26 protein-coding genes and 1 pseudogene are annotated in these 25,201 nt (G+C 63.8%); 1 reads left to right on the top strand and 26 read right to left on the bottom strand.

The window, feature by feature from the left end; genetic code table 11:
* The 25 genes and pseudogenes from LC343_RS19030 to LC343_RS25385 all read right to left on the bottom strand — a co-directional run.
* Nucleotides 1-2,059, bottom strand: a 2,059-nt coding sequence (locus LC343_RS19030; RefSeq protein WP_223478756.1) for a hypothetical protein, incomplete at its 3' end; no start/stop codon positions are given.
* Between the two features lie 9 nt (nt 2,060-2,068).
* Complete coding sequence (locus LC343_RS19025) at nt 2,069-3,163, bottom strand: hypothetical protein (RefSeq protein ID WP_223478755.1); 1,095 nt, start codon at nt 3,161-3,163, stop codon at nt 2,069-2,071.
* Between the two features lie 9 nt (nt 3,164-3,172).
* Nucleotides 3,173-3,559 carry a hypothetical protein gene (locus LC343_RS19020; RefSeq protein WP_223478754.1) on the bottom strand — a complete coding sequence of 129 codons (387 nt, stop codon included), beginning with the start codon at nt 3,557-3,559 and terminating at the stop codon, nt 3,173-3,175.
* An 8-nt stretch (nt 3,560-3,567) separates the two neighbouring features.
* On the bottom strand, nt 3,568-4,197 hold the full coding sequence (locus LC343_RS19015; RefSeq protein WP_223478753.1) for a hypothetical protein: 630 nt from the start codon (nt 4,195-4,197) through the stop codon (nt 3,568-3,570).
* Between the two features lies 1 nt (nt 4,198).
* Nucleotides 4,199-5,794, bottom strand: coding sequence for a hypothetical protein (locus LC343_RS19010; RefSeq protein ID WP_223478752.1), 1,596 nt, complete (start codon nt 5,792-5,794; stop codon nt 4,199-4,201).
* Nucleotides 5,763-5,948, bottom strand: a complete 186-nt coding sequence (locus LC343_RS19005) for a hypothetical protein (protein ID WP_223478751.1) — start codon at nt 5,946-5,948, stop codon at nt 5,763-5,765. Before LC343_RS19005 ends, LC343_RS19010 begins: the two co-directional genes overlap by 32 nt.
* A 32-nt stretch (nt 5,949-5,980) precedes the next feature.
* Nucleotides 5,981-8,269: a hypothetical protein gene (locus LC343_RS19000; protein ID WP_223478750.1), complete on the bottom strand. Its 2,289-nt coding sequence runs from the start codon at nt 8,267-8,269 to the stop codon at nt 5,981-5,983.
* 13 nt (nt 8,270-8,282) lie between these two features.
* Nucleotides 8,283-9,548 carry a phage tail protein I gene (locus LC343_RS18995; RefSeq protein WP_223478749.1) on the bottom strand — a complete coding sequence of 422 codons (1,266 nt, stop codon included), beginning with the start codon at nt 9,546-9,548 and terminating at the stop codon, nt 8,283-8,285.
* On the bottom strand, nt 9,538-10,443 hold the full coding sequence (locus LC343_RS18990; RefSeq protein ID WP_223478748.1) for a baseplate assembly protein: 906 nt from the start codon (nt 10,441-10,443) through the stop codon (nt 9,538-9,540). Before LC343_RS18990 ends, LC343_RS18995 begins: the two co-directional genes overlap by 11 nt.
* A complete protein-coding gene (locus LC343_RS18985; RefSeq protein ID WP_223478747.1) occupies nt 10,440-10,835 on the bottom strand; it encodes a GPW/gp25 family protein in 396 nt (131 codons plus the stop codon). The genes LC343_RS18990 and LC343_RS18985 overlap by 4 nt, the downstream gene beginning before the upstream one ends.
* A gap of 11 nt (nt 10,836-10,846) precedes the next feature.
* Nucleotides 10,847-11,353 carry a baseplate assembly protein gene (locus LC343_RS18980; RefSeq protein WP_223478746.1) on the bottom strand — a complete coding sequence of 169 codons (507 nt, stop codon included), beginning with the start codon at nt 11,351-11,353 and terminating at the stop codon, nt 10,847-10,849.
* Nucleotides 11,350-12,186: a hypothetical protein gene (locus tag LC343_RS18975; RefSeq protein ID WP_223478745.1), complete on the bottom strand. Its 837-nt coding sequence runs from the start codon at nt 12,184-12,186 to the stop codon at nt 11,350-11,352. Before LC343_RS18975 ends, LC343_RS18980 begins: the two co-directional genes overlap by 4 nt.
* Before the next feature lie 2 nt (nt 12,187-12,188).
* Nucleotides 12,189-12,575, bottom strand: coding sequence for a hypothetical protein (locus LC343_RS18970; RefSeq protein WP_223478744.1), 387 nt, complete (start codon nt 12,573-12,575; stop codon nt 12,189-12,191).
* A gap of 10 nt (nt 12,576-12,585) precedes the next feature.
* A complete protein-coding gene (locus LC343_RS18965) occupies nt 12,586-13,641 on the bottom strand; it encodes a major capsid protein (protein WP_223478743.1) in 1,056 nt (351 codons plus the stop codon).
* Nucleotides 13,642-13,725: 84 nt separating this feature from the next.
* Nucleotides 13,726-14,433, bottom strand: coding sequence for a head decoration protein (locus LC343_RS18960; RefSeq protein WP_223478742.1), 708 nt, complete (start codon nt 14,431-14,433; stop codon nt 13,726-13,728).
* Nucleotides 14,434-14,563: 130 nt separating this feature from the next.
* A complete protein-coding gene (locus LC343_RS18955) occupies nt 14,564-15,076 on the bottom strand; it encodes a hypothetical protein (RefSeq protein WP_223478741.1) in 513 nt (170 codons plus the stop codon).
* 2 nt (nt 15,077-15,078) lie between these two features.
* Nucleotides 15,079-16,002, bottom strand: a complete 924-nt coding sequence (locus tag LC343_RS18950) for a S49 family peptidase (protein WP_223478740.1) — start codon at nt 16,000-16,002, stop codon at nt 15,079-15,081.
* A gap of 7 nt (nt 16,003-16,009) precedes the next feature.
* Nucleotides 16,010-16,276 carry a hypothetical protein gene (locus LC343_RS18945; protein WP_223478739.1) on the bottom strand — a complete coding sequence of 89 codons (267 nt, stop codon included), beginning with the start codon at nt 16,274-16,276 and terminating at the stop codon, nt 16,010-16,012.
* The gene (locus LC343_RS18940) at nt 16,276-17,889 is read right to left on the bottom strand and encodes a phage portal protein (RefSeq protein WP_223478738.1); all 1,614 of its coding nucleotides are present in this window, start codon (nt 17,887-17,889) and stop codon (nt 16,276-16,278) included. The genes LC343_RS18945 and LC343_RS18940 overlap by 1 nt, the downstream gene beginning before the upstream one ends.
* Entirely contained in the window at nt 17,889-19,886 is a 1,998-nt protein-coding gene (locus LC343_RS18935; RefSeq protein WP_223478737.1) for a terminase gpA endonuclease subunit, read from the bottom strand. The genes LC343_RS18940 and LC343_RS18935 overlap by 1 nt, the downstream gene beginning before the upstream one ends.
* Complete coding sequence (locus LC343_RS18930; protein WP_223478736.1) at nt 19,883-20,464, bottom strand: hypothetical protein; 582 nt, start codon at nt 20,462-20,464, stop codon at nt 19,883-19,885. Before LC343_RS18930 ends, LC343_RS18935 begins: the two co-directional genes overlap by 4 nt.
* Nucleotides 20,465-20,621: 157 nt before the next feature.
* Nucleotides 20,622-21,200 (bottom strand): hypothetical protein, encoded by a 579-nt coding sequence (locus LC343_RS18925; RefSeq protein WP_223478735.1) that lies wholly within the window; start codon nt 21,198-21,200, stop codon nt 20,622-20,624.
* Nucleotides 21,201-21,372: 172 nt separating this feature from the next.
* Nucleotides 21,373-22,026: a transcription termination/antitermination protein NusG gene (gene nusG, locus LC343_RS18920; RefSeq protein ID WP_223478734.1), complete on the bottom strand. Its 654-nt coding sequence runs from the start codon at nt 22,024-22,026 to the stop codon at nt 21,373-21,375.
* Nucleotides 22,023-22,736, bottom strand: coding sequence for a hypothetical protein (locus tag LC343_RS18915; RefSeq protein ID WP_223478761.1), 714 nt, complete (start codon nt 22,734-22,736; stop codon nt 22,023-22,025). The genes nusG and LC343_RS18915 overlap by 4 nt, the downstream gene beginning before the upstream one ends.
* 348 nt (nt 22,737-23,084) lie before the next feature.
* A pseudogene (locus LC343_RS25385) lies at nt 23,085-23,258 on the bottom strand (helix-turn-helix domain-containing protein); the annotation flags it as partial.
* 65 nt (nt 23,259-23,323) lie between these two features.
* Here LC343_RS25385 and LC343_RS18905 point away from each other — a divergent pair.
* Nucleotides 23,324-24,364, top strand: a complete 1,041-nt coding sequence (locus LC343_RS18905) for a hypothetical protein (RefSeq protein ID WP_223478733.1) — start codon at nt 23,324-23,326, stop codon at nt 24,362-24,364.
* Between the two features lie 8 nt (nt 24,365-24,372).
* On the opposite strand, the gene LC343_RS18900 is transcribed toward LC343_RS18905, so the two are convergent.
* A complete protein-coding gene (locus LC343_RS18900) occupies nt 24,373-25,080 on the bottom strand; it encodes a DNA-methyltransferase (protein ID WP_223478732.1) in 708 nt (235 codons plus the stop codon).
* Nucleotides 25,081-25,201 lie beyond the last annotated feature (121 nt).

Below are 25,201 nucleotides of genomic sequence, written 5' to 3'. Positions count from 1 at the left end.
GCTCGCCCGCAACTTCCTGTCCGCTGTCGCGCTTGCCACTCTCATCGCGTTCTGGGTCTGAATGAGTCTGGACCCTAGTCCCATCACTAACGTAGAATACCAATCGATTTGACGAGTCACGGAAAAGCAGTATGCGGGCGCCATTAAAGGCTCCGCCAGTGTAATACTCTCTCGCAATTATGCGTGCGTTGGTCGTAGAATTAGTAATCTTGACGCGCGCCCCAAGACAGAAATCGCCGGTCCCGAAGTCGAAATCGGACGAATAAGGCACCTCCAGATAGTTCGCTGCCGAGAAACCGGAATAAGCGGCAAGCTCCGCACCCGTGGCAACAGCTTCTCGCTCTACGGTCCCGTGGATGACCGGATGGTTGGCGGCGGCTGAGCGGTCGGTGACTAGCTTCTTCGCGGAAAACAGATTGATGCTGGCAACAGTGCCATCAGTCGTCTGCGCAATGATGGTGTGCGTCCCGGAAGCCGAAAAGGTGATATAGCGCGTTACAGTCTCTGCCGATGTTGCCGGTATGCCAACTCCACTGTCGAGAATCGTAGCCGTGCCAGGAGATCCGACGATCTTTACAGCGCCCGAAGTGTACTTGTTAACACGAACAGTTACTGCCCAGACCCCAGGTGTCACATTGATAGTCTGGGCAACGGAATTTACTGCGACACCGCTGGAATTATCGAGGTCAATCTCGTCATCCGTCGCGTCGTAGGTGGCGGTTCCGGAATCAAGCGTATGATCTGAGCCGTCAGACGCAGTCATGTCCGAGTTGGTAACGGCTTCTGTGTCCGTGAGATCCGTCACATCTGCGGAGGACTCGGCGAGCGCGAGCTTGATATCGCCGACCATGAAGCCGGTGTTGTAGGTATCGGTGACGTATGCGACGGCAGACTGATCATCGACGGGCTGCTTTGCCACAAGGTCTAGGCCAAAGCCAGAACCCCGCGCAATCAATGGGCCGGTTACCTCGACTACCTTTGCATTGTTATCCATAAGCGCAGGAATCGAAGCGGCGCCGAAAACATTGTTCCCAAATCCATCCGAAGCAATCTGGGATGATGTGGACCAGACAGCGCCCGCGAAAATGCCGCTGAAATACCACAAGTCATCATTGCCGCTAAAGCCAATGCCATCGCGGCCGGTTGCGGACAAACTATCCGTCACCCGACCATCCCAATGGATCACCGAGACGCCGCCATCTGTCGCCACTGCGATCGTCGGGACTGGCATACCGCGCACCGGATCGACGGGCGTGCCGGGGAGGACGGTCATGGCGACGTTGTTGACGTTGTTGTCAACGATCACACCAGCTGTGTTGCCGTAAGAAAACCCTGTACCCGCGATGTTGCGATCTGCAATGCTGCCAAGATAGACGCCGGTAAAACTCGAACTGCTGTAGTGCCGATATCCGTTATCCTTGACGAAATCAGCTTTGAAGACACCACCTCCGTCGGTCGCCACGACAAGGACACCTTGCCGGACCTTGATTGACGTTATGGCAGCTGATGCATTCAGCAGCCTGCCATCGGCAGCGCCCCCCATAACCACCATCCACATCGGGCAGTTCACCGGATCGTCGAGATCGTAAATCGTGACGGTCGCCGCCCGCGCCACGATCAACGCCACCTGCGGGAAGTCTCGCCGCGAGCCACGCGTCGCCGTATCCAGCGTCTCGTTGTACCAGCTCGTGTGCTGGCACCGCTTGCGCCATGCACCGCCGTCGCTGTCCTTGCGGGTGTCATAGACAAAGACGTCGACCACATCGGCCGCCGCGGCGATCTCCTTTGCGCCGCCGTTCAACAGCCCCAGCGTCTCGTCATAATTCTCGACATTGCCGAGCGCCGTGAGCGTATCCAGATAGGCCTGATCCGCCCCCGTCTTCGCCGCCACGGCGCCAGTCTCGGCCGCTTCGGCTGCAACGTTGTGCACGCCGGCCTGATCCTTGTGGCCCTCGGCATCCGTCACCGCCTGGTCGAGCGCGGCCTTCTTCACATTGACGGTATCCGTCAGCGAATTCACGGCGGAGGTGAGATTGGCGACTTCCTGTTCGACAGTCATGGCTGGTCCCTATTCGAAGGCGTGGGCGTCGATAAAACGGGTCTGGCTGTCGGCATAGGCCGTCGCCATCTGAAGCATCGCGGTCTGGATGATAGTGAGCGCGCCGGCAGCGTCGTTCACCGCGTCGATATTGGCGGCCACGGTGGCGATATCGTCGGCATTCTCGGCGGCCGTAACGATCGCCGCCTCGATCGCGGCCAGCGCGGCAATTTCCGCGTCCCGCTCGGCGACGGTCTGGATCTGCACGGCGATGTCGGCGACGGTGACAATTTCTGCATCCCGCTCCGCAACCGTGGCGATCTGCGCATCGCGGTTCGCGACCGTCGCGATCTCGGCATCCCGGTTGGCAACCGTGTCGATCGCCGGCATCATCGCGTCGATCGCGGTCTTCAGCGCCGTGACGGCGGTCCGGTCATCCGCCACCGCCTGTCGGTCGCCGGCCGTTGCCTGCGCGTCGTCGGCGGCCGATTGCGCCGCCGCCAGCGCGCCGCCATAGAAATTGCCGAGCGGATCGCCCCAGGCGCCGAAGGTCTTCTCGTAGAGATCGCCCGACTGCCAGTTGATATAGACGTCGCCGTCACGGCCGAGCGTGTCTTCGGGCGCATCCGCGCCGATCAGAAAGGACTTGCCCTGCGGGCCGGGCACCACGGCGACCGTGAAGTCCACCTGGGCGTCGGCGCTGGGAAACTCGAATGTCGCCGTACTGACGGCCGATCCGCCGACAACGTCGGACCCCTCACCTTCCGCCTCGCCCAGATTGCGGGTGACCGTCGAATGGACGGGCCAGATCCAGCGGCCCGGCACCGGACGCTTGCCGCCCGATTCCGACACCCGCACGAAATCCCAGACCGCGATCCCGCCGCCGAGCTTCGATGTGCCATCCGCCGGCATCAGCAGGACCAGCGCGTTCTCCTCGCGCTCGATCGAGTCCTGGTCGCTGTCCAGCGTGAAGGCCAGCGGACCGCCGAGCGCGTTGCGCACATGCGCGACGATGCGACCGGTCTCCAGCTCCTCGGCGTTAAAAAACGCCGCCGGATAGGTCAGCCTGATCTCGCTCGTGTAGCCGGGCCGGATCGGCGCGACTCCCGAAAACGACTTGCGCATGGGGTGTTCCTATTCGTCGAAGGCGTGGGCTTCGGCGTATTTCTGGGCCAGATCGGCATAGTCCGCGGCGATCTGCAGGAGGATCACATGGATCGCATCCAGCGTCCCCGCCGCGCTCTGGACCAGGTCGACATGCTGCGAAACGATATCGACCGCTTCCGCCACTCCGGCCACCGCCGCGACCTCGTTGGCGCGGGGGCTGAGCTTCGCCAGGTCTTCCTTCAGCGGAATGACCGTGGTGATCTTCTCGGTCAGCGCGCGCGCCGTCTCCGTCACCAGCGCGGCATTGGCGAGGATCGATTTCTCGAACTCGTCATTCTTTGACTTCTGCCGGTTGATCGCGGCGAGCAGGTCTTCCGCGACTTTTGCGGCGACAAGGTTCTGGTCGACTGCCATCGGTCCTCCTATGCCGCCGGCCGCACGGCGATGCGCGCGACGCGGGCGTATGTGTCGTTGTCGCCGGAATAGGCACCGCCGGTCTCGGTCGCGATCGCCCGCTTCCGTGACGACGCGATCATCCAGGACCAGTAGAAGTCGGCGACGCGGTCGCGCGCATAGTTCGCCGGCGTCCCGCCGATCGCGTCGCCGCCGAGCCGTCCGACCGCGCCGATCCAGAGGTTCTTCGTCGAACCCCATGGCGCGGCCAGCGCAGGCAACGGCAGATAGCCTCCGGACGCCGCCGCGACCGTCGCAGCAACGCCGGCAGCGCCCGCGATGCGATAGACGACATGCGCCCAGAAACCGTCATCCCGGGTAAAGCTCGGCGCCGGATTACTGCCCGTGGCGAAGCGGGCGAAGATCGACAGCCGGCTGTCGGTGCGGACCGGCCACCATCCGGCCGGCGTGGCAATTTCGCCCGAGGCGTTCGGATGCATCAGGATCAGGACCAGCAGTTCGCCCGCCTCGATCCCGGACGGCAGCGACGCCGAATAGGTGCCCGGAAAGTTCCATTGCGACGTGCCGCCGGAGGTCGCCTTGATCTCCGGAAACACCGTCTCCGCGAGCGCCGTGCCGTAGGACAACCCGTAATACATCTCAGCCGTCGACCCGCTTGCGGATGCCCATATAGGCGAACTTGCCAGCGGCGAGACACATGAACATCACCACATCAGCCTGGCCGGCGCCAGCCGACAGGATCGGCGGCGTCGCGTCGCCGAAATCATAGGCCGCCGCCCATGTCGGCTGCCGGTTGCCCGTGCCGTCCTGGACGATCCAGATATTGAGCGGCGCGCCGGGAATGGCGTTGGTCGGTGCGCCCACCACCCGGTCTCCGCCCAGCGTCACCTTGCGATTGATGCCGGCCTTGTGATCGATCGCCAGCGTCGCCGCGTCGATGATCGTCACCCAGTCGAGCGCCGCCAGCGTCGCTTCCGCCGTCACCAGCTTCGACGCCGTGCCGGCGCGCACCGCCGCCGCATCGGCCTTGGCCGCCGCCGCAACCTTGGCGAAGGTGACCGCGCCGTCATCCAGCCCGGATGTGCCGTGCGTGTGGCCGGAAATGGAGGCCGCGATGGATGCCGGGCTGACGCCGCTGTCGGTCAGCACCTTGCCGGTCGCATCGAGGACCGGGATGTTGCCATCCGTGGCGCCCGCCGGTCCGAACACGTCGCCGGTGCCTGCGCCGTCGAGGCCGCGATTGCCGGACCGCGAGAAGCCGAACACCAGCTGCTTGCCGGCGACGAAGCCGCCAGGGCCGGCGAGATGCGACACGGTCAGCTTGCGATAGCCTGTCCCGTCCGTGACGCCGGCGGTCACCTGGAAGGTGGCCCACTTGCTGGCGTCATCGACCTGCCGAAGCGTGACGGTGCCGCGGTCGCCCGTCGTCGTGCTGGCGCCGAACCGGTCCAGCCAGCCGGATGCATCACCGCCTCCGGCCACCAGATTGTCGACATAGATCGCGGTCACCGACGCCGCCGTGGCGTGGTTCAGCCGGACAAGTCCGTCGCCCGGATCCGCATCGGCCGTCTCGGCCGCGAAGGCCCAGACATGCGCCTGCGCCGCAGCCTCCGAGGTTCCGGCCGCAGCCGCTTCGGCGCGGTCGGCATCCTCTTCAGCCTGCTCCTGCGCGCCGAGAACCTGGTCGCGCGCCGCCTTGGTCGCCTCGAAATGGGCGATCGTCGCCAGCGTCGCACCGGACATGCCGCCGATCACCCAGTCCGCATGCGGTCCGGGATCGCCCGCGACCGTGACGATCTGGCAGACGAATTCGCCGGTGGCGTTGTCATAGGAGACGGTCCGGGCGATCGCGTAGTCGTCCGGTGTCGCCTCGCGCGTCACGGCCACGAATGGCGAGGGCGTGAAGTTGGCCCGCTGATCGGCGTCGCCGACCACGAAGGTCAGCACGCCATCAACGCCGAGCGTGTTCTGCGTCTCGGAATTGGCGATCAGGAAACCGCGCTGCTGGATCGTCAGGATCGACTGGATTCCCGGCGTCAGCACGTCGTTCACCCGCGCCAGCACGACGCCTTCCAGCTGATCGGCCAGAACGTCCAGGTCGGACTTCTGGCGCTCGAGCGGCTGCAGGCGCACGTCGATCGCGCGCAGGATCTTGACGAGCAGATCCCGGTCGAGGCGCGTGCTGCTGGTGAGCTTGAAAAGCTCAGTCAGCGACTGGCTGGGCAATTCCGACATTGGACGCGTTTTCCTTGATCACCTTGCCCTTCATGGTCGCCGGCTGCCCGGGGCGCACCCACAGGCGGCCGACCTTGACCGGCGCAGTCAGCTCGACGCGATATTCCGTGTCGTCGTCGAGATTGGTGAATTTCGATTTCCGGGATGTGGTCATGCGAACGGTCTCCGGTTGTTAGACGCGACCGCTTACGCGGCCAGATAGCCAAGATCGGTGCGCTCGGCGACGTGGAAGCACTTGGTGTCATCCGTCGTCGCGCCAGCGACCTTGATCTTGTAGGAATCGGTTGCGCCCGCGAGACCGAAGGTCGCCGTCCGGATCACCGCGGCGGGATCGTCCGGGTCGGCGACGTCGACCACCGCGTCCGCCGTCTCGACCGTGTCGAACGCGCCGCCGGTCAGGACCGTGATCGTGGCGGTGTGGTCGCCATCGTCCCAGTTCTCAAGCTTCAGCGTCACCTCGACCGTGTCGACATTGGACGGCATGGCGCGCTCTTCCGACACATGTACGAAGGCATCGTCGGGCCGGGAGAGATGCACCCGGGTCCGGTCGGCGCCGAGGCCGATCGCCGGCATGACGTCGGTCGTGCCGATGAAGCGCATGCGGAACTGGGCGAGCGACGGCCGGGTCGAGAGGATATTCACGTCGCCGGTATCGTCCAGCGTCTTCCAGATGTTGCCGATCTTCAGGCTGAACTCGATGCGCGTTCCTTCAGGCATCGACATGTCGGCAAGAATGTCGATCGCGTCGATGCCGCCGGTGAGTTCCAGCGCCTCGAGCTGCACATCGACGATCGGGGCGGCGAAGACCGCAAACTGGGTCTCAAAGGCCAGGTCGGTGTAGAGATCGCCCTGGGTGAAGGATCCATCCGTCGAATAGAAGATCGTGCCCTGGGCGAATTTGTTGTTCGCCACGGTCGCCACGAAATGCGCGCCGGACGAGATGATCACCATCGCGTAGCGCTTGCCCTTGGCGAGGAAGGTCGGCTTCAGACTGATCGCCGTCTTAGAGGGCCAGATGCTGATATTGGCCGGCGTGATGGTCTTCTTCATCAGCACCTTGTCGAGCGCCGGCTGGCCGTTCACCGTTTCTGTGATCAGCACGCGCACGTCGCCGGCATCGGCCTTCTTCGTGAAATAGAGGTTGAGCCCGGTCAGCCAGCCATCCTGCGAATTCAGGAAGGTCTGCCCGACGATCGCGCCGGCCACCTCTTCTGTTTCGACGAGCCGGTCCCAGTAGACCTCATTGTAGGTCTCCTCGACATAGCGGCGGACGCGCACCCAGTGGGTCAGCCCGTCCTGCTCGATCCGCCCGGTCGTGTTCTCGACCTCGAAGGTCTCGCCGTCGCGGATGAAGATGCCCTTGGCGACATCGTATCGGCCGGTGCGCCACCAGGACGAATTGGTGCAGACCCGCTCGGCGCCGTAATAGACGCGCCGCGACCGGCTCTCGGTGCGCTTGACCAGCTCGACCGTCTCGATCGTGGTCGAGGTGAGCGCATGCTCTCCATCCTTGCCGACCACGGAAAGCCGCGTCGCGCTGGTGAATGCCGGCAGCGCCATGTTGTCGTTGACCGCCACCCGCGGCTCGATCGCGTTCAGAAGCGCGATCGACTGGGTCGCCTCGGCGGCATAGGGGAACCGGATGCCCTCCTCGACCACGCAATCGAAATCCGGATGGTCGGTGTCACTCTCATCCGTGTCGAGGAAGCGATCCGCGCCATAGGCGACGTAATCGTCCGGCAGGCCGACCTCTTCCTTCACCCGCGCCAGATCGCGCGCCATGTCCTTCACGAAGACGAACTCCGCCTTGCTGCGCACGGCGATCGCCAGCGCCGAGACGTCGGTCTTCAGCGTGTCGATCTGCGGGCCGACCGAGGCCAGCCGCTTGTTGATCCCGTCGATCTCCTCGTAGTTCTTGCGCAGCGAGCGAAGCTGGTTGGCGGTGATCTGGGTTATGCTCTCGATGCCGGCCGGCGTCAGGACCACATGTGCCACCGCGCAATAGTCGCTGCTGATCGCCGGTTCCTGCGGCGTCGCGTTCTCCTGGCCGAGCACCTTGTCGATATAGGCCTGGCGCCGGTTCTCGACCGAGACCTCGCGGCCTTCCGTCTGGCCGGTCTCGGCGTCGAGCAGGAAGGTGCGCGGCTCGATATCGGTGTTGATCGTGTTGCCGTAGACGATCACGGTGGCGATGCGCTTGGCGACCGCCGGCAGGTAGTCGAGCAGGTCGATCGTCGCACCGCCCTCGTCGTCATAGCCATAGACGGCGCCGCCGGGCTTGTAGAGCCGGCCGGTGCCGACGCGAACCTCCGACGCGCCGGTCGCTTCGACCTGGAAGCCGACATAGCGCGGCGCGGTGAAGCCGCCCATGTCGGCGACCGTGTTGTCGAAGGATTCGCGCGGGAAGGCGCCGAAATTGTTCAGATCCTGGGTCGAGACCTTCTGATTGGTCTGTACGTTGACTGTGCGTTGCATCGCTCGCCCTCTTTCAGAGAATATGTGGAACGGTGTCGCCGAGCCGGACCGACCCGTCGAGTGGAATGCCGTCGCCGAGCGTGCGCTCGCGCCGGGTCTGGAAGGTCACCCGCACCTTGTCGGAAAGCCGCTTCGACATGTGCACGGCCGAAAGCAGGAAATCCCGCCGCTCGCGCGAGGCGTCCCGGGCAAACCCGTTCTCGGTGAAAGAAACGCCGGCGAAGAAGGCCTCGTAGCGCTTTACGCTGGCCTTCCAGTCGACCAGCAGTTCGGCCGTGTGATGATCCATGCCGACCCGGGACACATCGGCAAACGACATGCCCGCTACCTGCGGCACGGCGACCTCCGGGTCGAGCAGGTAGAGAACGTCCGCCAGCAACTCGTCTGCGCGATCGAGCGAGGCGAAGGCCGTGCCGGCGAAATCGCCCTCGAAGAAGGCGTAATCCTTGGTCCCGTTTTCGCTCTCGCGATAGAACCGCGTGTCGCGTGGCTGGAATCCGACAGGAACCGTGGTCAGCGCCAGCCGGCTTTCGGAATGCAGATACTGCCGCGACAGCGCGAAGGTGTAGAACTGCGGCGCGCGATCGGTCGCGTCGGCGAAGGCGTCGTCGACGAAGCTCGCATCGGCATAGAGCGCGTTCGCCGCGACGCCCGGCACCACGATCCGTTCGCGCACGGTGCCATCGCGGCTTTCCGTGTCGGTTTCGACCTCGGAGAGCTGCAACGGATGCTGGACGCCGTCCTGCACGATATAGGCGCGGCGGCCATGCAGCGCCCTGCCTTCCTCGAAGGTGTTGAAGGCGTCGTCGGTGAACGACAGGTCGGCGAAGAACCCGTCCGGCCGTTCATAGGTGCCGTAACCATGCGCCAGGGTGATCCGGATCTTCGGATGCTTGCCGATATGGGCGTCCCATTCCTCCTTGGTGAGGTCCGGCGACGCATAGAATCCCTGCGGCGGAACGACATGCTGCTTCAGCTCGGCGTCCGCGATGTCCAGATAGCGCCGGATGCCGGCCAGCGTCCCCTTGATCCGGTGATCGGCGGGCGCAGAGGCGATGACCGAGCGTTTCTTCCAGTCCGGCCAGTTCCGGTCCCAGATGTCGACGGACCGCTCATAGGCGAGGAAGTTCAGCAGATGCGCCGGGCATGTCCAGGGATCGCGGGCCCGCCGAACGATATCGACATCGGCATCGTCCCAGCGCTCGCCCGAAGTCTCCTCGATGCCGAGCATCATCGGCGAAGCCGACGACGGCAGGATGCTGGCGAACTCAGCCGTCATAGGTGGTCACCGTCACGTTGATCGCGGTGCAATAGGCGACCTCGCCATAGCCGCGGGCGATATCGGCGGCCGGCTCGTTGACCACGGCCTTGTCCAGCGGGCCGACCTGAGCGGCGGCATAGACCGCCGAACGCGGCACGTCGCGCGACGGCGTCTGCCGGGCTGCCGCCATGGCGGCGAGCGCCACCTCCATCGATTCCTTCACCGCCACCGGATCTGGTCCGGGAAGGCAGAACCCCTCGACATCGATCGTGTAGGGAACGATCTCGACGGAGCGCACATTCACAACATCGGTCAGCGGCTTGATGTCGTCGCGATGCAGATGGCTGCGAACGGCCTCGATCATGTCGGCCGTCGCGGTCCCGTCCCCTTCCCGGTTCTGAATCGCCACGTTCACCTCTCCGGGCGCTGGCGTCCACACATCGACATTGAGGACGCGCGGATCGGCAGTCAGCGCGTGGAACACGTAAGCACCGGCAGGACCGGCCGTGGCGAAGGCTTCCGGCGCGATCAGCACGCGGCGGCGGAACTGCGTATCGGTCTCGTAGACCGCCGGTGTGGTCGAGGTCGCTGCATCGAGCATCAGCCGCTCGATGCCGTAGAACGCCGCGAGGTGATCGAGGTCGCTGCCGATCGCGAAGGCCACCATCACGGCCCGCACCGCATCATTGATGGCGGCATAGACCAGGAGCTCGCGATAGGCGTCGGTCTCCTGGGTGATGACCGCCGGGCTGGTCTCGAGATCGGCGACGTCGAATTCGATGCCGCGCGCCTGGAAAAGCGCGACCAAGCGCGTCTTGCGCTCGGCCAGCAGCGTCTCGTAGTCGATGCCACGGATCGCCAACGGCGCCGGGAAGCGCGAAAGGTCGAGGGTGGCGGCGGAAAAGCGCGTCATGAATAGTTGACCTGAATGCCGTCGCGAAAGAGCAGCGAGAACTGAACGACCCGCTCGACGGTGAAATCCCCGAGATGCCCGCGAGGCCGATAGTCGACCTCGAACAGGAAGCCGACACGGCCGGCGCGGATATCCTCGACCGAGCCCTGCGGCGTGATCCGCCGCACCGAGAACCGCGGCTCCCAAAGATCGATCGCCGTGGCGATCAGCTGCTGGAAGGCCGCGAACAGCGCGGCAGTCACATTGCGACCGAGAAGCTCCACGACGCCGCCGCCGAATTCGCGGCGCATCACTCGCGAGCCGAGCCTCGTCGATAGGATCGTCTCCACACCTTGCAGCGCCGACGCGAAATTATCGATGACGGCGAAGGTCTGCCGGTCGATATCGGACATCACGCGCTCCGTCAGCCAGCCGGAACGCCGGTCAGTGCAGCGCCGGGCGTCACGTCTTCATGCTTGTGGGTGTCGTCGATCGGCACGCCGTTAGATTTGACGTAGCCGTCTTTGAAATCGACATTGCCGGCGATCTCGACATTGCCCTCGATCTTCAGCAGGCCGTCCGCGATCGTGACCCGAACGCCGGCATCGTCGAAGACGTTGGCCTCCATGTCGTCATTCGGACTTGGCCGCGGTCCGCTGTAGCCGGCGCGGAAGACAGCGCCCTTGCGCATGTCGCCGGCGGCGCTCATCACCCCGACCACGTCGCCCTTCTTCAGCGGCACCGAAGACTTGCCGCTTTCGGGATGCGGCAGCCATGGCGACAGGAATGGACCGTCCGGACCGTCGCCGAGCTTCAGCCGGTAACCCTTCTCCGCGTCGATTTCCTCGACCGGACCGATCTTCAGCGCGTTACCGAAGGCGGTCTTCAGCATCTCGATCTCGACCTTCATGCCGACGATCTCGTGGATCATTCCGAAGCCTCCACGACATGGTCGCCATGGTTGTCGACCGAGACCGTCCCCTCGCCGAGTTCGCCGATGCTGCCGTCGTCGGTTTCCAGTGGAGCGACGCCCAGGCTGAGCGCTTCGGCGGCGGTGAAGCCCATGTGCCGGCGGAAGAGCGACAATTCGTTCGCCACGCCCGCAATCTGCTTCTCGATCATGTCCCTGCGCGCCAGCGACTCGCCGCCGATCTCGGTCATCATCTCGAAGAGCCGGGGGAACGGCTCAGGCAGTTCGGCGCCCTTCACCGGATCGTCCATCAGGGCGCAGGTGATCCGCATCTGATGGGCGGCGCGGCGCTGTCCGTCCGTCCCGCTGGCGATCCGCTGGCGCTCCACGGCGGAAATCCCGCCGGATGCGATGTCGCGGAAGATTTCCGCCCAGACATTGTCGGGATCGGTCAGCGTATCTCCGATCTGGCGACCGATCATGTCGAGGGCGAACTCCATGGCGGAATCCGTGTCCGGTATGCCGACCGCAACATGACTCTGCCCGGTCGCCTCGTCGATCAGCGGCTCGCCCGTGGCGTCCTCGACCGACATGCCGGCGGCGATGCCCCACTCGAGTACGATCTCGGTCAGACCGTTTTCCTTCAGCGAGCGAAGATCCGCGTCATTGGTCTTGGCCGCATCCGAATAGACCGAGATGAAGGGCCGGTTCTCGCCGACACCTATGTTCAGTTGACCGTTCTCGTCGGCCTCGATGCCGCCGATCAGGCTGTCATGCACATTGTCTCCGACCAGGGTCGCGCCCTTCAGCGCCTCGACGAGTGCCAGGCGAGCGGCAATGCGTGCGATCGACATGGTCAGAGGTTCCCGAGATGAAGCACGAGCCGGGTGTGGTTGCGATCGTCCACGAACAGCACCTCAAACCACGGCTCGCCGGGGCGCGATATCGCGCGCACCCGGTCACCCTTGCGCGGCAGCGGCCCGGAATAGGCCGCGCGATTGATCGAAAGCCTCGATGCGCCCGATGCCGACCGGGTCTGCCAATCGCCGCTGCGATTGCCCCCAGGCTGCTGGATCGCGTCGGCCTCGGTGCGCAAGGGCGCCTCGATCTCGACGTTTTCCCGTTCCGGATCCGGCTCCCGCGCCGAGGTCAGAAAGAAGAGCTTCACCGGCTCGGCAAACCGCTGATCGTTCGCGTTTAGGACGCGATCGCGCACGGCATGAAAACGAGCCGGGGAAGCCATGGCAAAAACCTCAGTTCGAGGTCGAGAGCTCGACGAGGGTTTCGGGCTGCTTGCAGACCGCCAGCCGGTTGGTCTGGCTCTTCAGCTCAATACCCTCACCGTGGTCGAGGACTTTCGGCGACACATAAATGTAATCGCCGCCATTGGAATCGGGCGCCTCGTTTGCGCGCTCGATGTGATAGACCGGCCCCTCATAGGTCGCGAACATCGACTGGGTGCCGGCCGGATAGGCATGCCCCTTGTTGGCCGCCACATTGGCTTCCGTCGAGATCGCACCGTTCGCCGCCTTGACCGGCAACCCGCCCTTGTACTCGCGGAAGAGGATGTCGCCGAACTCGAAGACACGTCCCCAGTTTCCGCCGCGCATCTGGCGATTGAGCTCGCGATGCTCGGAGGAGTTCTGCGCCTGCAGCCAGAACTTCTCGACCTTCTCGTGGGTGATGAACTTGTTGAAGAAGGTCGGGCTGACGACGCTCTCGACGCCGCTGGTGGTTTCGCCCTTCAGGTTCGACATGGTGTGGTCGACCACCTCTTCGCACTTCGCGCGAACATCGGTGCCGGCCGTGCCGAGAACGAAGTCGACGGTCTTCTTGGTGATGTCGAAGACATCGAAGAGGTCGTAGAGCGTGCGGCCTTTGCCGTCCTTGATCACGCCGCGAAGCATGCCCAGCCGGATGTATTCCAGCGTGATCGAGTGATGCTTGCGGATAATGATCAGCTTGCGGGCCAGCTCCATGTCCAGCGACTTCGCGGTGATCTGGCCGTTGACCACCTCCAGCAGACCGTCGACGTCTCCGGCGCGGATGGCTTCCAGATGCGGGAAGTGGGGGATCTGCAGGATGACGCCGGTTTCGGTGCCGTCCTCGCCGATCTGGCCGGGTGCACCGCGCGGCTCGGCGGACAGCACGTAGATCACGCCGTCCTTCAGCGCGATGCGGACATATTGCGAGTTCTTCGGCTCCGAGGGCGCGACATTCAACGCATTGAGGAGGCCGAACTCGTTCGGCAGGCGATTGACCTCTTGGGTCAGATCGACATTCGTGTAGGGAAAGAGAATTTCCGGCATGGTTCCGGCCTTTCGTCGATGATTGTGTTTGGAAGAAAGGACCGGGCGCATGCCCGGTCAGAGGGAAAAGCTTCCCGACCGCGATCAGACGCGGACGAGAATGCCCATGGCTTCGAACTCGCGGACCGCGTCATCCTTCTGGGCGTCGGTGATACCGTCCGGCCATTGCACCTGCCCGGAGAAGACGATGGACGGACCGCGGCGAAGAACGAGCTGCCCTTCGGCATCCTCTCCATCCGGCGCCGTCACCTCGTTGAGCGCGAGGCCCCAGATGCGTTCCGTGCCGTCAGCGGCAGCGGGATCCCATTCGACCACCTTGTTGGAGGCATCGCCGAGGTCGAAGGATACGGAGACAACGAACTTGTCGCCCTCCACGAAATCCGTGCCGCCGCCGGCGATCGTGAACTTGATCTGCTTGGCGAAGGCAGCGCCGCCGGTCGCGGTTCCGACCTGGTTGCCGAGCGGATCCTCGACGCGGAACTTCGAAGTCGCATCCGCGCCGCCGGTCGTGCAGACAACCGTGTAGTCGCCCGGCTTGACGGCGGACGTGTAGGCCGGATCGGCGAGGGTGAGCGTCCCGTTGCCGGTATTGCCGGCATCGGCCGACGCGGCGACCGCGATCGCACTGGCCGCGAAGGTCATAGCGAGAATGGTGCCCAGCACGGTCTTGCGCACCGCGCCGTCGCCGGCGAGAAGCGTCGTGGTTTCCCGGCAGAAGTCGGGATGCGCCTCGAATTTCACGAGCTGGGAGAGCAGCGCCTGGCGCTGGACCTTGAACACAGGCATGTTCATGACCTGATCCTTTCGGTTCGATTGTGAGTGTGGAGGTTCCCGCCGGCTGGCTGTCGAAACGCGACGTGACCGTGACGGGCAGAGAGGGTTCCGGCGGCCGTGATGCTACGCCCGCGGGAGCGCCGAAGGCTTAGCGCTTCGACTGTTCGATATGCGCGGAGATGCGTTGCGAAAGGCCGGATTCCTGTTTGGCCTGACCCTGCGGCGCAGCCTGGCCGGCGGCGGCGACGCGCTCCTGTTCATAGGCGCTCGTCTGCTCGTCGCCCTTCGCGGCCTGCGCGACATTGGCGGTCACGAAGGAGGTGACATCCTCCGCCGACATGGCCGGCGATTTGACCGCCAGGTCGAGCGCCGCCGTCATGCGGCCGGCATCGCCCTTGATGCCTTCCGCACCGAGGATCGTCGTGAGGCGGGTCGTGGCCTCGGTCGCGCCTTCCTGACGCGCCGTGGCGACGGCCGCGTCGTGATCGGCCTGCGGCACGCCTGCGGTTTCGCTTGCGGCAGGCTTTTCCTGTCCCTTGTCCATTGCAGTTTCCTTTCCGGTTTCAGGCGCTGCCGCGCCGGGTTCGTTCCCGTTCTGGGAATCCTCGTCCGCGTCCACACGCATCGCGTCATGGACCGCGGCCAACATGCTCTTGGCCATGATCACTTGCTCCCGTTGATACTCTTGGCGAAGGCCTCGAAGGCCTCGTTCGGATTGCCGATGGCGTCGACCAGCCCGAGATCGACGCTCTCTTCGGCGAAGAAGGCGCGCGCCTCGGTCTTCAGCGCATCCGCCTTCGAGAGCCTGCCGCCCCGCGCCTTGCCGACCATGCCGGCATAGCGATCGCGGACACCGTCGACGCGAGCCTTGAGCCGTTCGCGAAGATCTTCCGGCAGCGCCTGGAAGGAATTGCCGTCGACCTTGTGCTTGCCGGAATGGATGAAGGTGACCTTGATCCCTTCCTGTTCGAGATTGCCGCTGAAATCGGCATGCATGACCATCGCGCCGATCGAGCCGGCGCCGCCATCTTCCGAAATGATGATCTGCCGCGTCTGGCTTGCGAGGCAGTAGGCGGCCGAATAGGCGTAGTCCGTGAGGATCGCGATTGTCGGCTTCGCCTTGGAAAGCGTCTGGATCATCGAGGCGGTTTCGAACATTCCGTTCACCTGCCCGCCGAAGCTGTCGACCTCGAACACGACGCCCTTCACATCGTCATTCGAAGCGGCGCGGGAAATCTGGACCTGCAGGCCCTGATAGGAGGTCTCGCCCGAATCGGCGCCGACCCAACCGCCCTTGCGCACGAGCGTTCCCTCGATCGGAATGATCGCAACGTTGCCGACCATGTCGAAGGGGCGCACGCCGGCGCGATCATAGCGCCGCCCGAGGCGGTCACCGATGATGCCGGCCTCGATCCGCCCATTCGCAAAGGCCTCATGCGCCGCCTCACCGTCGCCATTGACGATCGTGACGGAATGCCCCGTGACACGCGGCCCGAAGGCGCGCATGAAGGCCTCGGCCTTGCGCGGATGATAGGCCAGCGGCTGCTCGAAGAGCTCTTCGCTGATACGGGCAAACGGGAAATTCATGGCGTCCTCAGGTGAACCGGACCGTCGCGGCGAAACGGGTGCGGTTGCCGCTCTTGCGGGCGCACAGCGTTTCGTAACGGGCGATCAGCTTTTGCAGTCCGGCCAAATTGGCCTCGGTGAAACGCGTTTCATCCTCGCCGAACCGCGCCATGGAGACGGTCTCGCCGGTCGCGACGAGAATTTCCGCCTTGCGCAGTTCGGTCAGCACGGCGCACGGATCGTTGATGTCGACCGTGGTCTTGCCGATCACAATCAGTGTCGACTGGTCCGCCATCAGGCCGCCGCCTCTCGCTTCTTCGGGTCGGCTTCATCCGTCCGGTCGCGGCCAGCCCGTGGTTCGTAAGGCGAGCGCATGCCTTCCTCCAGATAACGACGATGCGTGCGAAGACGATCTTCAAACAGTTCGTCCTCGTCGATCCCGGCCTCGGCACATTCGATCGAGGTGCTTGACGTGCCGTTCTCAAGGCGCTCGCTCTGGGCCTTGGCGCTCTTGAGGTCGTCGGCGGTCGGCTTCGGCGGCCCCTGCCACTGCGCCCAGCAGACATCGTCGCGGTTGGCGCGAAAGGCTTCGTATCCGCCCTTGATGGGGATCCGTCCCTCGCCGATCGCTTCATCGAGTGCCGACTCGTAGATCGATTGACAGAGTGGGGCAGCACTCCGCTCGCGCCGGCGCATCACGACAGGCCAGATCGAAGCGGTCTCCATCCGAACCGACGAATAGGTCGCGTCGGTGTGATCCATCGTCAGACCGCCATAGGTGATGCCAATCGCCCGCGCAGTGTCTCGCGAAAGACTCGCTGAGAACGGCAGGTAGTTGTCGCCAGGCACGGCGATGTTCTTCAGTTCGAGTTCCTCGCCGGGCGCCAGATGTGAAATCTGCGGCTCGCCGCTGACGTGGATCTTGCCCTTCTGCGCCCGCTCCATCGCGCCGGCGAAATACGCCATGAAGTCACCCGCGACCGCATTCGCGGCTTCGGCGGATCCGGTTTCCTTCAGCGCCTCGATCGCCTCGAAAGCCTCGACGCTCGGCGACGGGCTGGTCAACGCGATCGCGTAAACCGTCTGCAGGAAGCCCTGTTGCATCGTGATGTCTTCCAGCATCTCGTGCTGAAGATGCTTGCGAATGCCGGGCGCCAGCTTCGAAATGCCGCGAACGTCCGTGGCGTCCATGGGGTCGAAGATGTGCATCACCACGCGGCGGCCGGAGCGGTCTTGAGCGGGATAGTCCTGCGGCATGTCATAGCCGTTGACCCGCTCGGAAAAGCGATAATGCGTCGCCCGTCCGTTCTCGTCGTGACGAACGCCCTGAAACAGGCCGGAGAATTCGTCGGTGTCCTGGACGAGCCGTGTCGGCGGGACCATGCAGACCTTGGTGCCGGTCCTGATTCCGTAACGGCGACGCACGGTTGACGGCATGTAGCTCATGATGCCGGTGATCTCGCCGTAAGCCATGTCCCAGCGAAGGCCGACATCGACCATCTGGGGAACGGTGAGCTTCCCGCGCAGATCGCATTCTGCCGGATTCCACGCCCACTTTTTCCACCAGTCCTTGACCAGTGAGACGAATTCACGGGCCTCCTGCTCGTCATAGCCGAGCTTCGACAGGTTCGGTTTCGGACGAAGCTGCAGCTCGACGCCGACCGTATCCGCGAGCACCTGGTCGGCGGCTCCCTTCAGCCGACCGGAATTTTGCATGACGTCCTGCGCAAGCGCTGCAGCACGCCGCCAGGCGATACGGATTTCGTCACGACTCTCGCGCAACACGGCCGGCCTGGAAGCGATCACGCCCGAGCGAGTATCCCGTAAATATCCGGCGGTCGGGACCATCGGCGATCCGAGACTGCGCACGCCAGCGCGGCCGATCATGCCGTTCATGATGCCTACCATCAGCGACGCTCCGCCCATTTCCGGCGTTTGGCTTCGAAATCTCCGGCCGCCTGCGGAGGTGTTTTCCGCTCAACCGGCTGCGCGGTCACATGCGCCGTCACTTCCGGCGGCGCGGAAAGAAGATCCACCGGCTGGCCGGGATAGAGGGAATTGCGCAATGCGGCCCATTCGCCGGGTGTCTTCCGCGACAATCCCATCAGCTCAGCCATGGCCATCGCGTAGATCCGGCAATCGAGGAAGTGGTTGTCGCGGCGGAGCTTCTTCCACTCTTCGTGAAGCTTCCCCTTGATCATCTTCTGATCGAAATATTCGGCCGTGATCTGCAGAAAGAATTCTTCGCCGAGTCCCTTGTGGAAGTGGCAATAGCCGGCCGGATCCTTCGCTTCGCCCGCGGCCAGGCCCGCCTTGTGCAGGTTCCCGTAGAACTCCGCCTTCAGCGACCATGTGCCGACCGGCCAAGACATCGTGCCACCGACGCGCCGGCGCTTGCCGCGCAGGGTGACTGACTTGCGGGTCGGCACCGAGATTGCCGGCACGCCGCGACCATGCTGCCCCTTGATCGCATGGCAACGAGGATGCCGGCGGCACCACTCGTAAGCCTGGTTGACGCGGTTGCCATCGCCGGCATCCACGGCCATCCGGTCGAGAGGTCGAAGCTGCCCGTGCGCATCGTGGAAATCCCGCTGCAGGAATTCCTCGAGCCGCAGCCACGCGCCCTGCCCCGGATGATCGGTAGCGCCTTCGAGGAACTCGGCGCAGACGCTCCAGCTTTGCCTATCCTCGCTGAAGGCGACGGCCTCCACATAGATCCCGTCATGCTGCACATCCGCGCCGGCGACGAAGATCAGGCCTGCCTCGGGGACAATCCCTTCGGGATAATCCTCGCGGCGCTCCATCAGCCGCTCATGGTCCGGTGCGTTGCCGCGCATCTGGAACGGCAGCGCCAGGACCAGATTGTGGAAATCCTTGGCGCCGGCTTCGCCCCTGCCTTCGCCCTCCATGTAGTCGGACGCGATGTCCTCGAGGCCGATCATCAAGCTGACGAAACCGTCGACATGGAATCCCGGATGGCGATCCGGACCTTCCGCCGTCGCGATAAACCGGCCGGCGCGCACCGCCGCGACCCGCTCCGGTTCAGTCAGCCGATGCGGGCAGTGCGGACACTGGATGGTGGTCTTGTGCGGCTGCTTCCGGTCTATCTTAAGCAGGTCGAAGGTCTGGACGAATTCGCCGTCGCACTGCGGGCAGCGGATATTCCAGAAGCGCTGATCCGACCGCCGAAACGATCGGTCGACACGACAGTGCCCGTCCTTCTCCCCGAGCTCGTCGCCGCTGTCGAGTTCGGGCGTCGACAGCTCGAAAATCTTGTAGGTCTTCTGCCGGCGAAAGGCGGTGAAGCGGCCGAAGAACAGCGTCTCCGGATCGGCGCCGTTCGGCAGCTCGTTCCATTTCGAGACCTCGTCCTTCACGCCGAACCGGCATGTCTTCATCGACAGGTCCATCACCGTGTTGGCGTTGGCAAGCGAGATATATCCGCCTGGGAACTTCTTCTCGTAGGTCGTGGAATTGCGACCCGAACGGCTCGTGACGGGCAGGATGATGTGCTTGTCGGTGTGCTTGTCCCATGCGTCGATCAGCGGCTGCAACTTCTGGCCGTTGATGTCCTGCAGGGCGTCGATGCCGGGCACGCCGTAAAGCACGTTGTCGGGGCAGACCTCCGAAATGTACAGGCACCACGCCAATGCCAGAATTGACACGCCGGTCTGCTGGGCCTTGCGGACGGTTACCAGATTGCAGGGATGCTCCTGGCTGAGGCAGTCGGCGATCTCGCCCAGATATGGCGCATCGGCGAGCGACCATTCTTCGCCCTTCCGCGGTCCGTCGACCAGGACGATGTTCTGCGGCAGCCATTCGCTGAACGGAAGCGGAGGATGCGGCCGGATGGCCTCGGCCAGACCGGAAGCGATCAGGTGAAGCGCGCCAGGATGGACCGTCATGCTGCATCATCCTCCATGACCGGCTCCGTCTTCGGAGCGCCGCCTGCGATCTCCGCCAACCGATCGGCGACCTGCCCGTTGATCTTGAAGGCCAGGTCGCGCAATGCCGATCGCAGTCCGTGAGCGCCTTCCTTCGAGACCGCCAACGCCAGGTCATCGGCGCTGTTCGGAAGCCGGGCGACGATCGTCTGGATCTCGCGTCCGATCATCTCGATCGAGGCGTCGAGCTGATCCCTGCGGACCAGCTTGCCGGCCATTTCCTGATGCTCGATGCGCGAGCGCTCGAGCCTCAGCCACTCGTTCTGCCGACGCGCTTCCTCGAAGGAATCGGCCGCCGGCGGCTTACCCTTGGTGCTTTCGCGCACCGGCTGTTTCGCCGGGTTGGTGAACTGGCCTCGGTGATGATCCCAGTGCGCAAGGCTGACCGCCGAGATCCTGCCGCGCCCGTCGCGATCAACCGGGATGTCATGCTCGGCAACGAGCTTCTTCACGATCTTCGAGACGGCCTGTTTCGAGATGCCGTCGCGCTCGGCGATCTTCCCGATCGACCACATGACTTTCGGTGCGTCGTCGCTCATCGGGTTTCCGTTCAATCGGCTGTCAACGCGGCCGGCCCGGTGTCAACCGTGTCAACCCAAGCGCGCGATCTGAAAAACTGGCGCTATCTCGGGCCGCCGCGCCGCCGGGGCTGGGCTCTGGCCGGTACGGTCCCTAAATCGACCGGGAGGCCGAGGGTCAGGTCACCGCCCCCTTCGTCATCGCCCTGATCTCGTGGCGGATGCGGTCCGGCAGTTCCCGAGCCGTGGTTTGGAAGGCATCGCGGCTTTCGTCCTTCACGATCTCCTTCGGGATCGACGGACCCCAGAGCTTCTCGATCGGCAGGGACGAAGATCCAGTCCGCTTGAAGACGTGACCGCCTGCGACGGGCCTACCGCTCTTCGGATGGCCGGCGAAGATGAAGGCATGCGGAAAGCGCTGCGATCGCCCCCACGGTTTTGCCCGGACGCCATAGCCGAACTGCTTGGCGCTGAATTCCTTCAGCGACAGCGTCGCCCCGGTCGATTCGATCAGAAATCGAAGCGATTGGAAGTTTGCGCTCGTGGTTCTGATGTTGCCAAGCGCCACCGTCTTCGTCTGACTCAAGCCGACCTGCTTTGCGAGCGCACGCCTCGTCGCGGTGAACGCCTTGCGGCCGACACGGTTCACGCCACGACGGTAGGCGGAATGTGCACGCTTCTCCGTGCCCAGTTGCTGGAACGCTTCGGTGAAGCGGGGCATCCCCTTGCCTTCGATGCGAATGGCGAGAACGGACATGCGATATCCACGTCGGAGCGCGATGAATTTTCGAGAAAGGCCACTTTTCCGGCTGCCGGTGGGAATCGCTTACCGGCTGATCGCCGTCTCGGTTCCCAGGGTTGGAGGGCGTTTCGTGCACGCTGTGATCAGCGCAGTTCCGCTCGCACCAGTGGCCTATGGGCTGGATTCGCTACCGAAGCTTGCGAACATCGTCAAGCCCGAACTCCGCCGGTGTCGCCTGGCCGAAAATGTTGACTTCGACCTTCACGCGCCCCTTCGCATTCTCCGGGCCGACCGTCACGCCGGTAAAATCCGCGAACGGACCGCGCTTGATAAGCACCTCTTCCCCTGCGATGAACAGCGTGAGCACCTCGCCCTTCTTGTGCGGCCTCGCCCTGCTAAGCTCTTGCAATTGCGCGATTACCTTGTTCGGGACGCGAACAGGCTTGTCGTCGCGCGGCAACAATCCGCTGACGCAATCGAATGTCAGGAGCCCCGCCCAGCAGACTTCGGCCGGCGCGAGCTGAACGAACAGATATCCGGGAAAGATCACATCGCGCACGATTTTCTTCGCACGGCCGTGGCTGGCCTTATGCACAACTCTTTCACGCGGACAGAACGCCCTGATGCGCCATTTCAGCAGGCGGATGGCGCTCGCGACCTCCGAACCGGGACGAACCGAAACCACATACCAGAACGGTCCACCGCGCACGCCATCGGGTGTCCGATCGCGGGCAGCGGCGCGTGCCCAGTTCGCGAACGCTATTTCACTCGCCGTGCGCGCCAACTTGCGCTCGACGGCTTCGGGGTCGTGGATCCGTTTTTCCGGCATCTCATGCATCATTCCGCCGCCTCCTGCCTGAATTGTTTTTCGACCTCGAGCATCACCTCGCAGAACGCCTCGAGGCCGTCTGGCCCGTCCTTGGGGAAATAGAGTCCGTCCATGCCGTCCGGCACTTTCGGCCACGGCCAACGGCGCCTGGCGTACTCATCCCGCCAAGACCCGAACATGGTGCTGTTTGCGGGCACGAACTCGACCGCATCCTTCAGCGCGTGCCATTCCGGCCCAAACACGCGCCCTCCGCCATTGCGAAGCGCAGCTAGTGTCGGCCATGCCGAGGTGATCTGACTGGTAAGCCACAACGCCTCACCGGCAGCGACCGGTATTTCGTCGGGAACACGCTCCGGCCGCTCTGGTCCCGCCAGCAGGATGCCATGCAGGCGTGCCGACCAGACGGGCCCATGCGCCGCTGCCCAGCCCTCCGGCTTCGGCCGCTCGGCCGGCGCGAGTTTCGACTGCTTAAGCTTCTCGGCACGCTGGAGGATCTCCGGATCGAGCCCTGTCCAGAGCCGGTCACGCAGGAAAACGCCTGGTGGCACGGGCTTCTTGCCGCGATATTTCAGGTCGAGCAGGTAGGGATCGCGCCAGCGTTCGGCAGCTCTGCGTTCTTCCGGGCCAAGCGCAGCCATCTGGCGACCGATGTAGCCGGGCGACGAGGTATCCCAATCCGGCCATGGCCCAGCCTCGAAGCCGCGACCATTGCAGAACCGCATCACCCGTTTCTCGAAATCCGCCGTTCCCGGGGTATCGGCTCGGACTGTATCTTGTTCCCCGTCACGACCTTGAGCAGCCCGCGCGGCCGCGCGCACTCTCTCTTCTGACGGATCTATTGGTGGTTCTATGACGGTTCGGGTGACACCTGTGTCACCCCCTAGCGTCACCGGTGTCACCCCCCCTGCCGAATTTGTCACCCCCTCCGAAGCGGGTTCGGGGGGTGACAATTTGGCACCCCCACCACTAGATGTTGTATCCGGGCCATTGCCCCTGAACGCAGCGACAACAACCCGATAGCGATTTGCTCCGCGCGGACCGGAACCTTCCTCGATGTCGAGGATTCCGGCGTCTGCCATATCCCGGCAGGCCCTCTGCGCCGATCGTTCCGATATGCGCGCCTTGGCGGCGATGGTTGCCATGGCGGGCCAGCAGACCCCCTCGTCGTCGGCAAAGTTGGCGAGCGCGACCAGAACAAGTAGCTTCGAACCGGAGACGGGGGCATGGTCGAGGACATCGGACATGATGCGAATACTCATCCCGCGACCCCGCAAATTGACCCGGAAGTAAATCCGGATACTCTCCCGCCATGACCGATGTTGATCCAGCAAATCGCAAGCAACGCGTCGAAGAGGAATGGAAGGCGATTACGCTCGCTGTTGCCTTCGCCGGCGCTGCGATTCTCGGCTTCGTTGTCTGGCGCTATGTATTCCACGCACCGGACGACCTCGCCGAGACCCTCTCCCGATCTCGGATCGTAGCGCCATTTGGCGTGATCTACGTTGCTGCCGTGACATTCAGCGCCACGATCTGGCGGACAATGATCACGTCTCGGCAGGCCGACCAACAGCGAGACCAGCTGGAAAAGCTGCAAATACAGATCGATCAGACCGAGGAAAGCAATCTTGCCGCCCTTCTCCAAAAAGGCGCTGAATTCCTCTCGAATGCGAAAGACAATTCGAAGGTCTCTGCGGGAATCGCCAGTCTGGAAGCAGTGGCGGAAAGCGGAAACGAGCGCCTTGCAGTCACCGCTCTTAATCTTCTCGCGGATTTCATAGAGACAAATCTGCCGACACAGGGCCAAACATCCAATCTCAGGACTGCCATCTTGTCCCTCGCATCGATCAGCGACAGGACGGAACGCACCTCCACCAGGAACATAGTCCTGTCTCCACGAGGCACGGTCACGATCATCGACCCGGCAACTCTGGACTCCAGTCGGAGATTCAGCACCGAACCGGAGTGGCTGCCCATATCCGGTGTCAGAACCGTGACGTATCGCGGTGGCAAATTCGCGCGCAATTTTGATTGGGAGAGATTGAACCCGTTGGTGAGCTTCGATGAGGTCCTGTTCGAAAGTTGCCTCAACCTCGCTGTCGACGGCAACCAGCATACCAACTGCACCTTCAGCGAATGCTCCATCGCCTCCCTGCGCGGCAACGCTGCCGAATCCAATCGCTTCGAGTCGTGCTCCTTTTCGGGGTGCCGCATCACCGAAGACAACGACATCACCGCGCTCAGCGGATTCAACTACTTCCGCAGAGAGCAACCCCCTGTTCTCATGGCGGAAAACGGCAAAATACTCGAACAACCCGACTGGGCAGAGATGCTCAGGGTGATTGAAGCTTAGCCCCTCCATCAGTCCGACCTCGGCCGATTGTCGAACGAAAAGCCAGCCTGGCCGGACGCCGCATCGCTGTAGTCGGCAAACTCGCTATGCGCGTTGCCGATGCGGTTGCAGGCTACCTCGAAATAATCGGGGTCTCGTTCAATGCCGACAAAGCGGCGCCCGAGCTTGGCGCAGGCGACGCCGGTCGTGCCGGATCCCATGAAAGGGTCGAGGACCGGGCGCTTCGACGTAAGGAAACCAAGGCCCCACTCGGTAAGCTTCAGCGGCTTCTGCGTCGGATGCACCTTGACCGTGTTGCGGTGGGCCTGCGACCCTTCCAGGGTCAACACGCGGATGTTGGCGTCAAGCGACGTCCAGGCCAGTTCCGCCTCTGCAAAATCGCGCCCGCGCAGCGTCAGGCCCTTGTCCCAGATCAGGTAACAGCGGGTCGGCGGCAGGTCGAAATAGTTGCCACCCCAATATATCTGCTCGACGGACATCGCCTTGGCCAGGCGGAAGAATTCCGGCGGCGGCGGATTGTCATCCCATGTCTTGCCGGCCGCCTGAAACCGCTTTCTGTTCTGTCGGCCAACGCCTGTGCCGGCACCGATGCCATAGGGCGGGTCAGTGAACACGTCGAAGCCCCCCCCCAAATGCGGCATGACCTCGAGGCAATCTCCGAGATAGAGCGTGCAGTCGCCAATGCGTTCAACGCGCTTCCAGGGATGCTCTGCCATCAGAACAATCTCCCGGCTTCGGCGCGCTTGCGTTCCGCGAAGGCAATGACGCAGGCCGGACAGGCGTGCCGCCACTTCGCTTTTCCCCGCGGCCAGTCCGGCGATTTCGATGTCGGAAAGC

Origin of the sequence: Oricola indica, from assembly GCF_019966595.1 — a bacterium.
Taxonomy (GTDB): Bacteria; Pseudomonadota; Alphaproteobacteria; order Rhizobiales; family Rhizobiaceae; genus Oricola; species Oricola indica.
The sequence above is the reverse complement of the archived record's forward strand: the minus strand, read 5'-3'. Positions and strand labels throughout refer to the sequence as shown.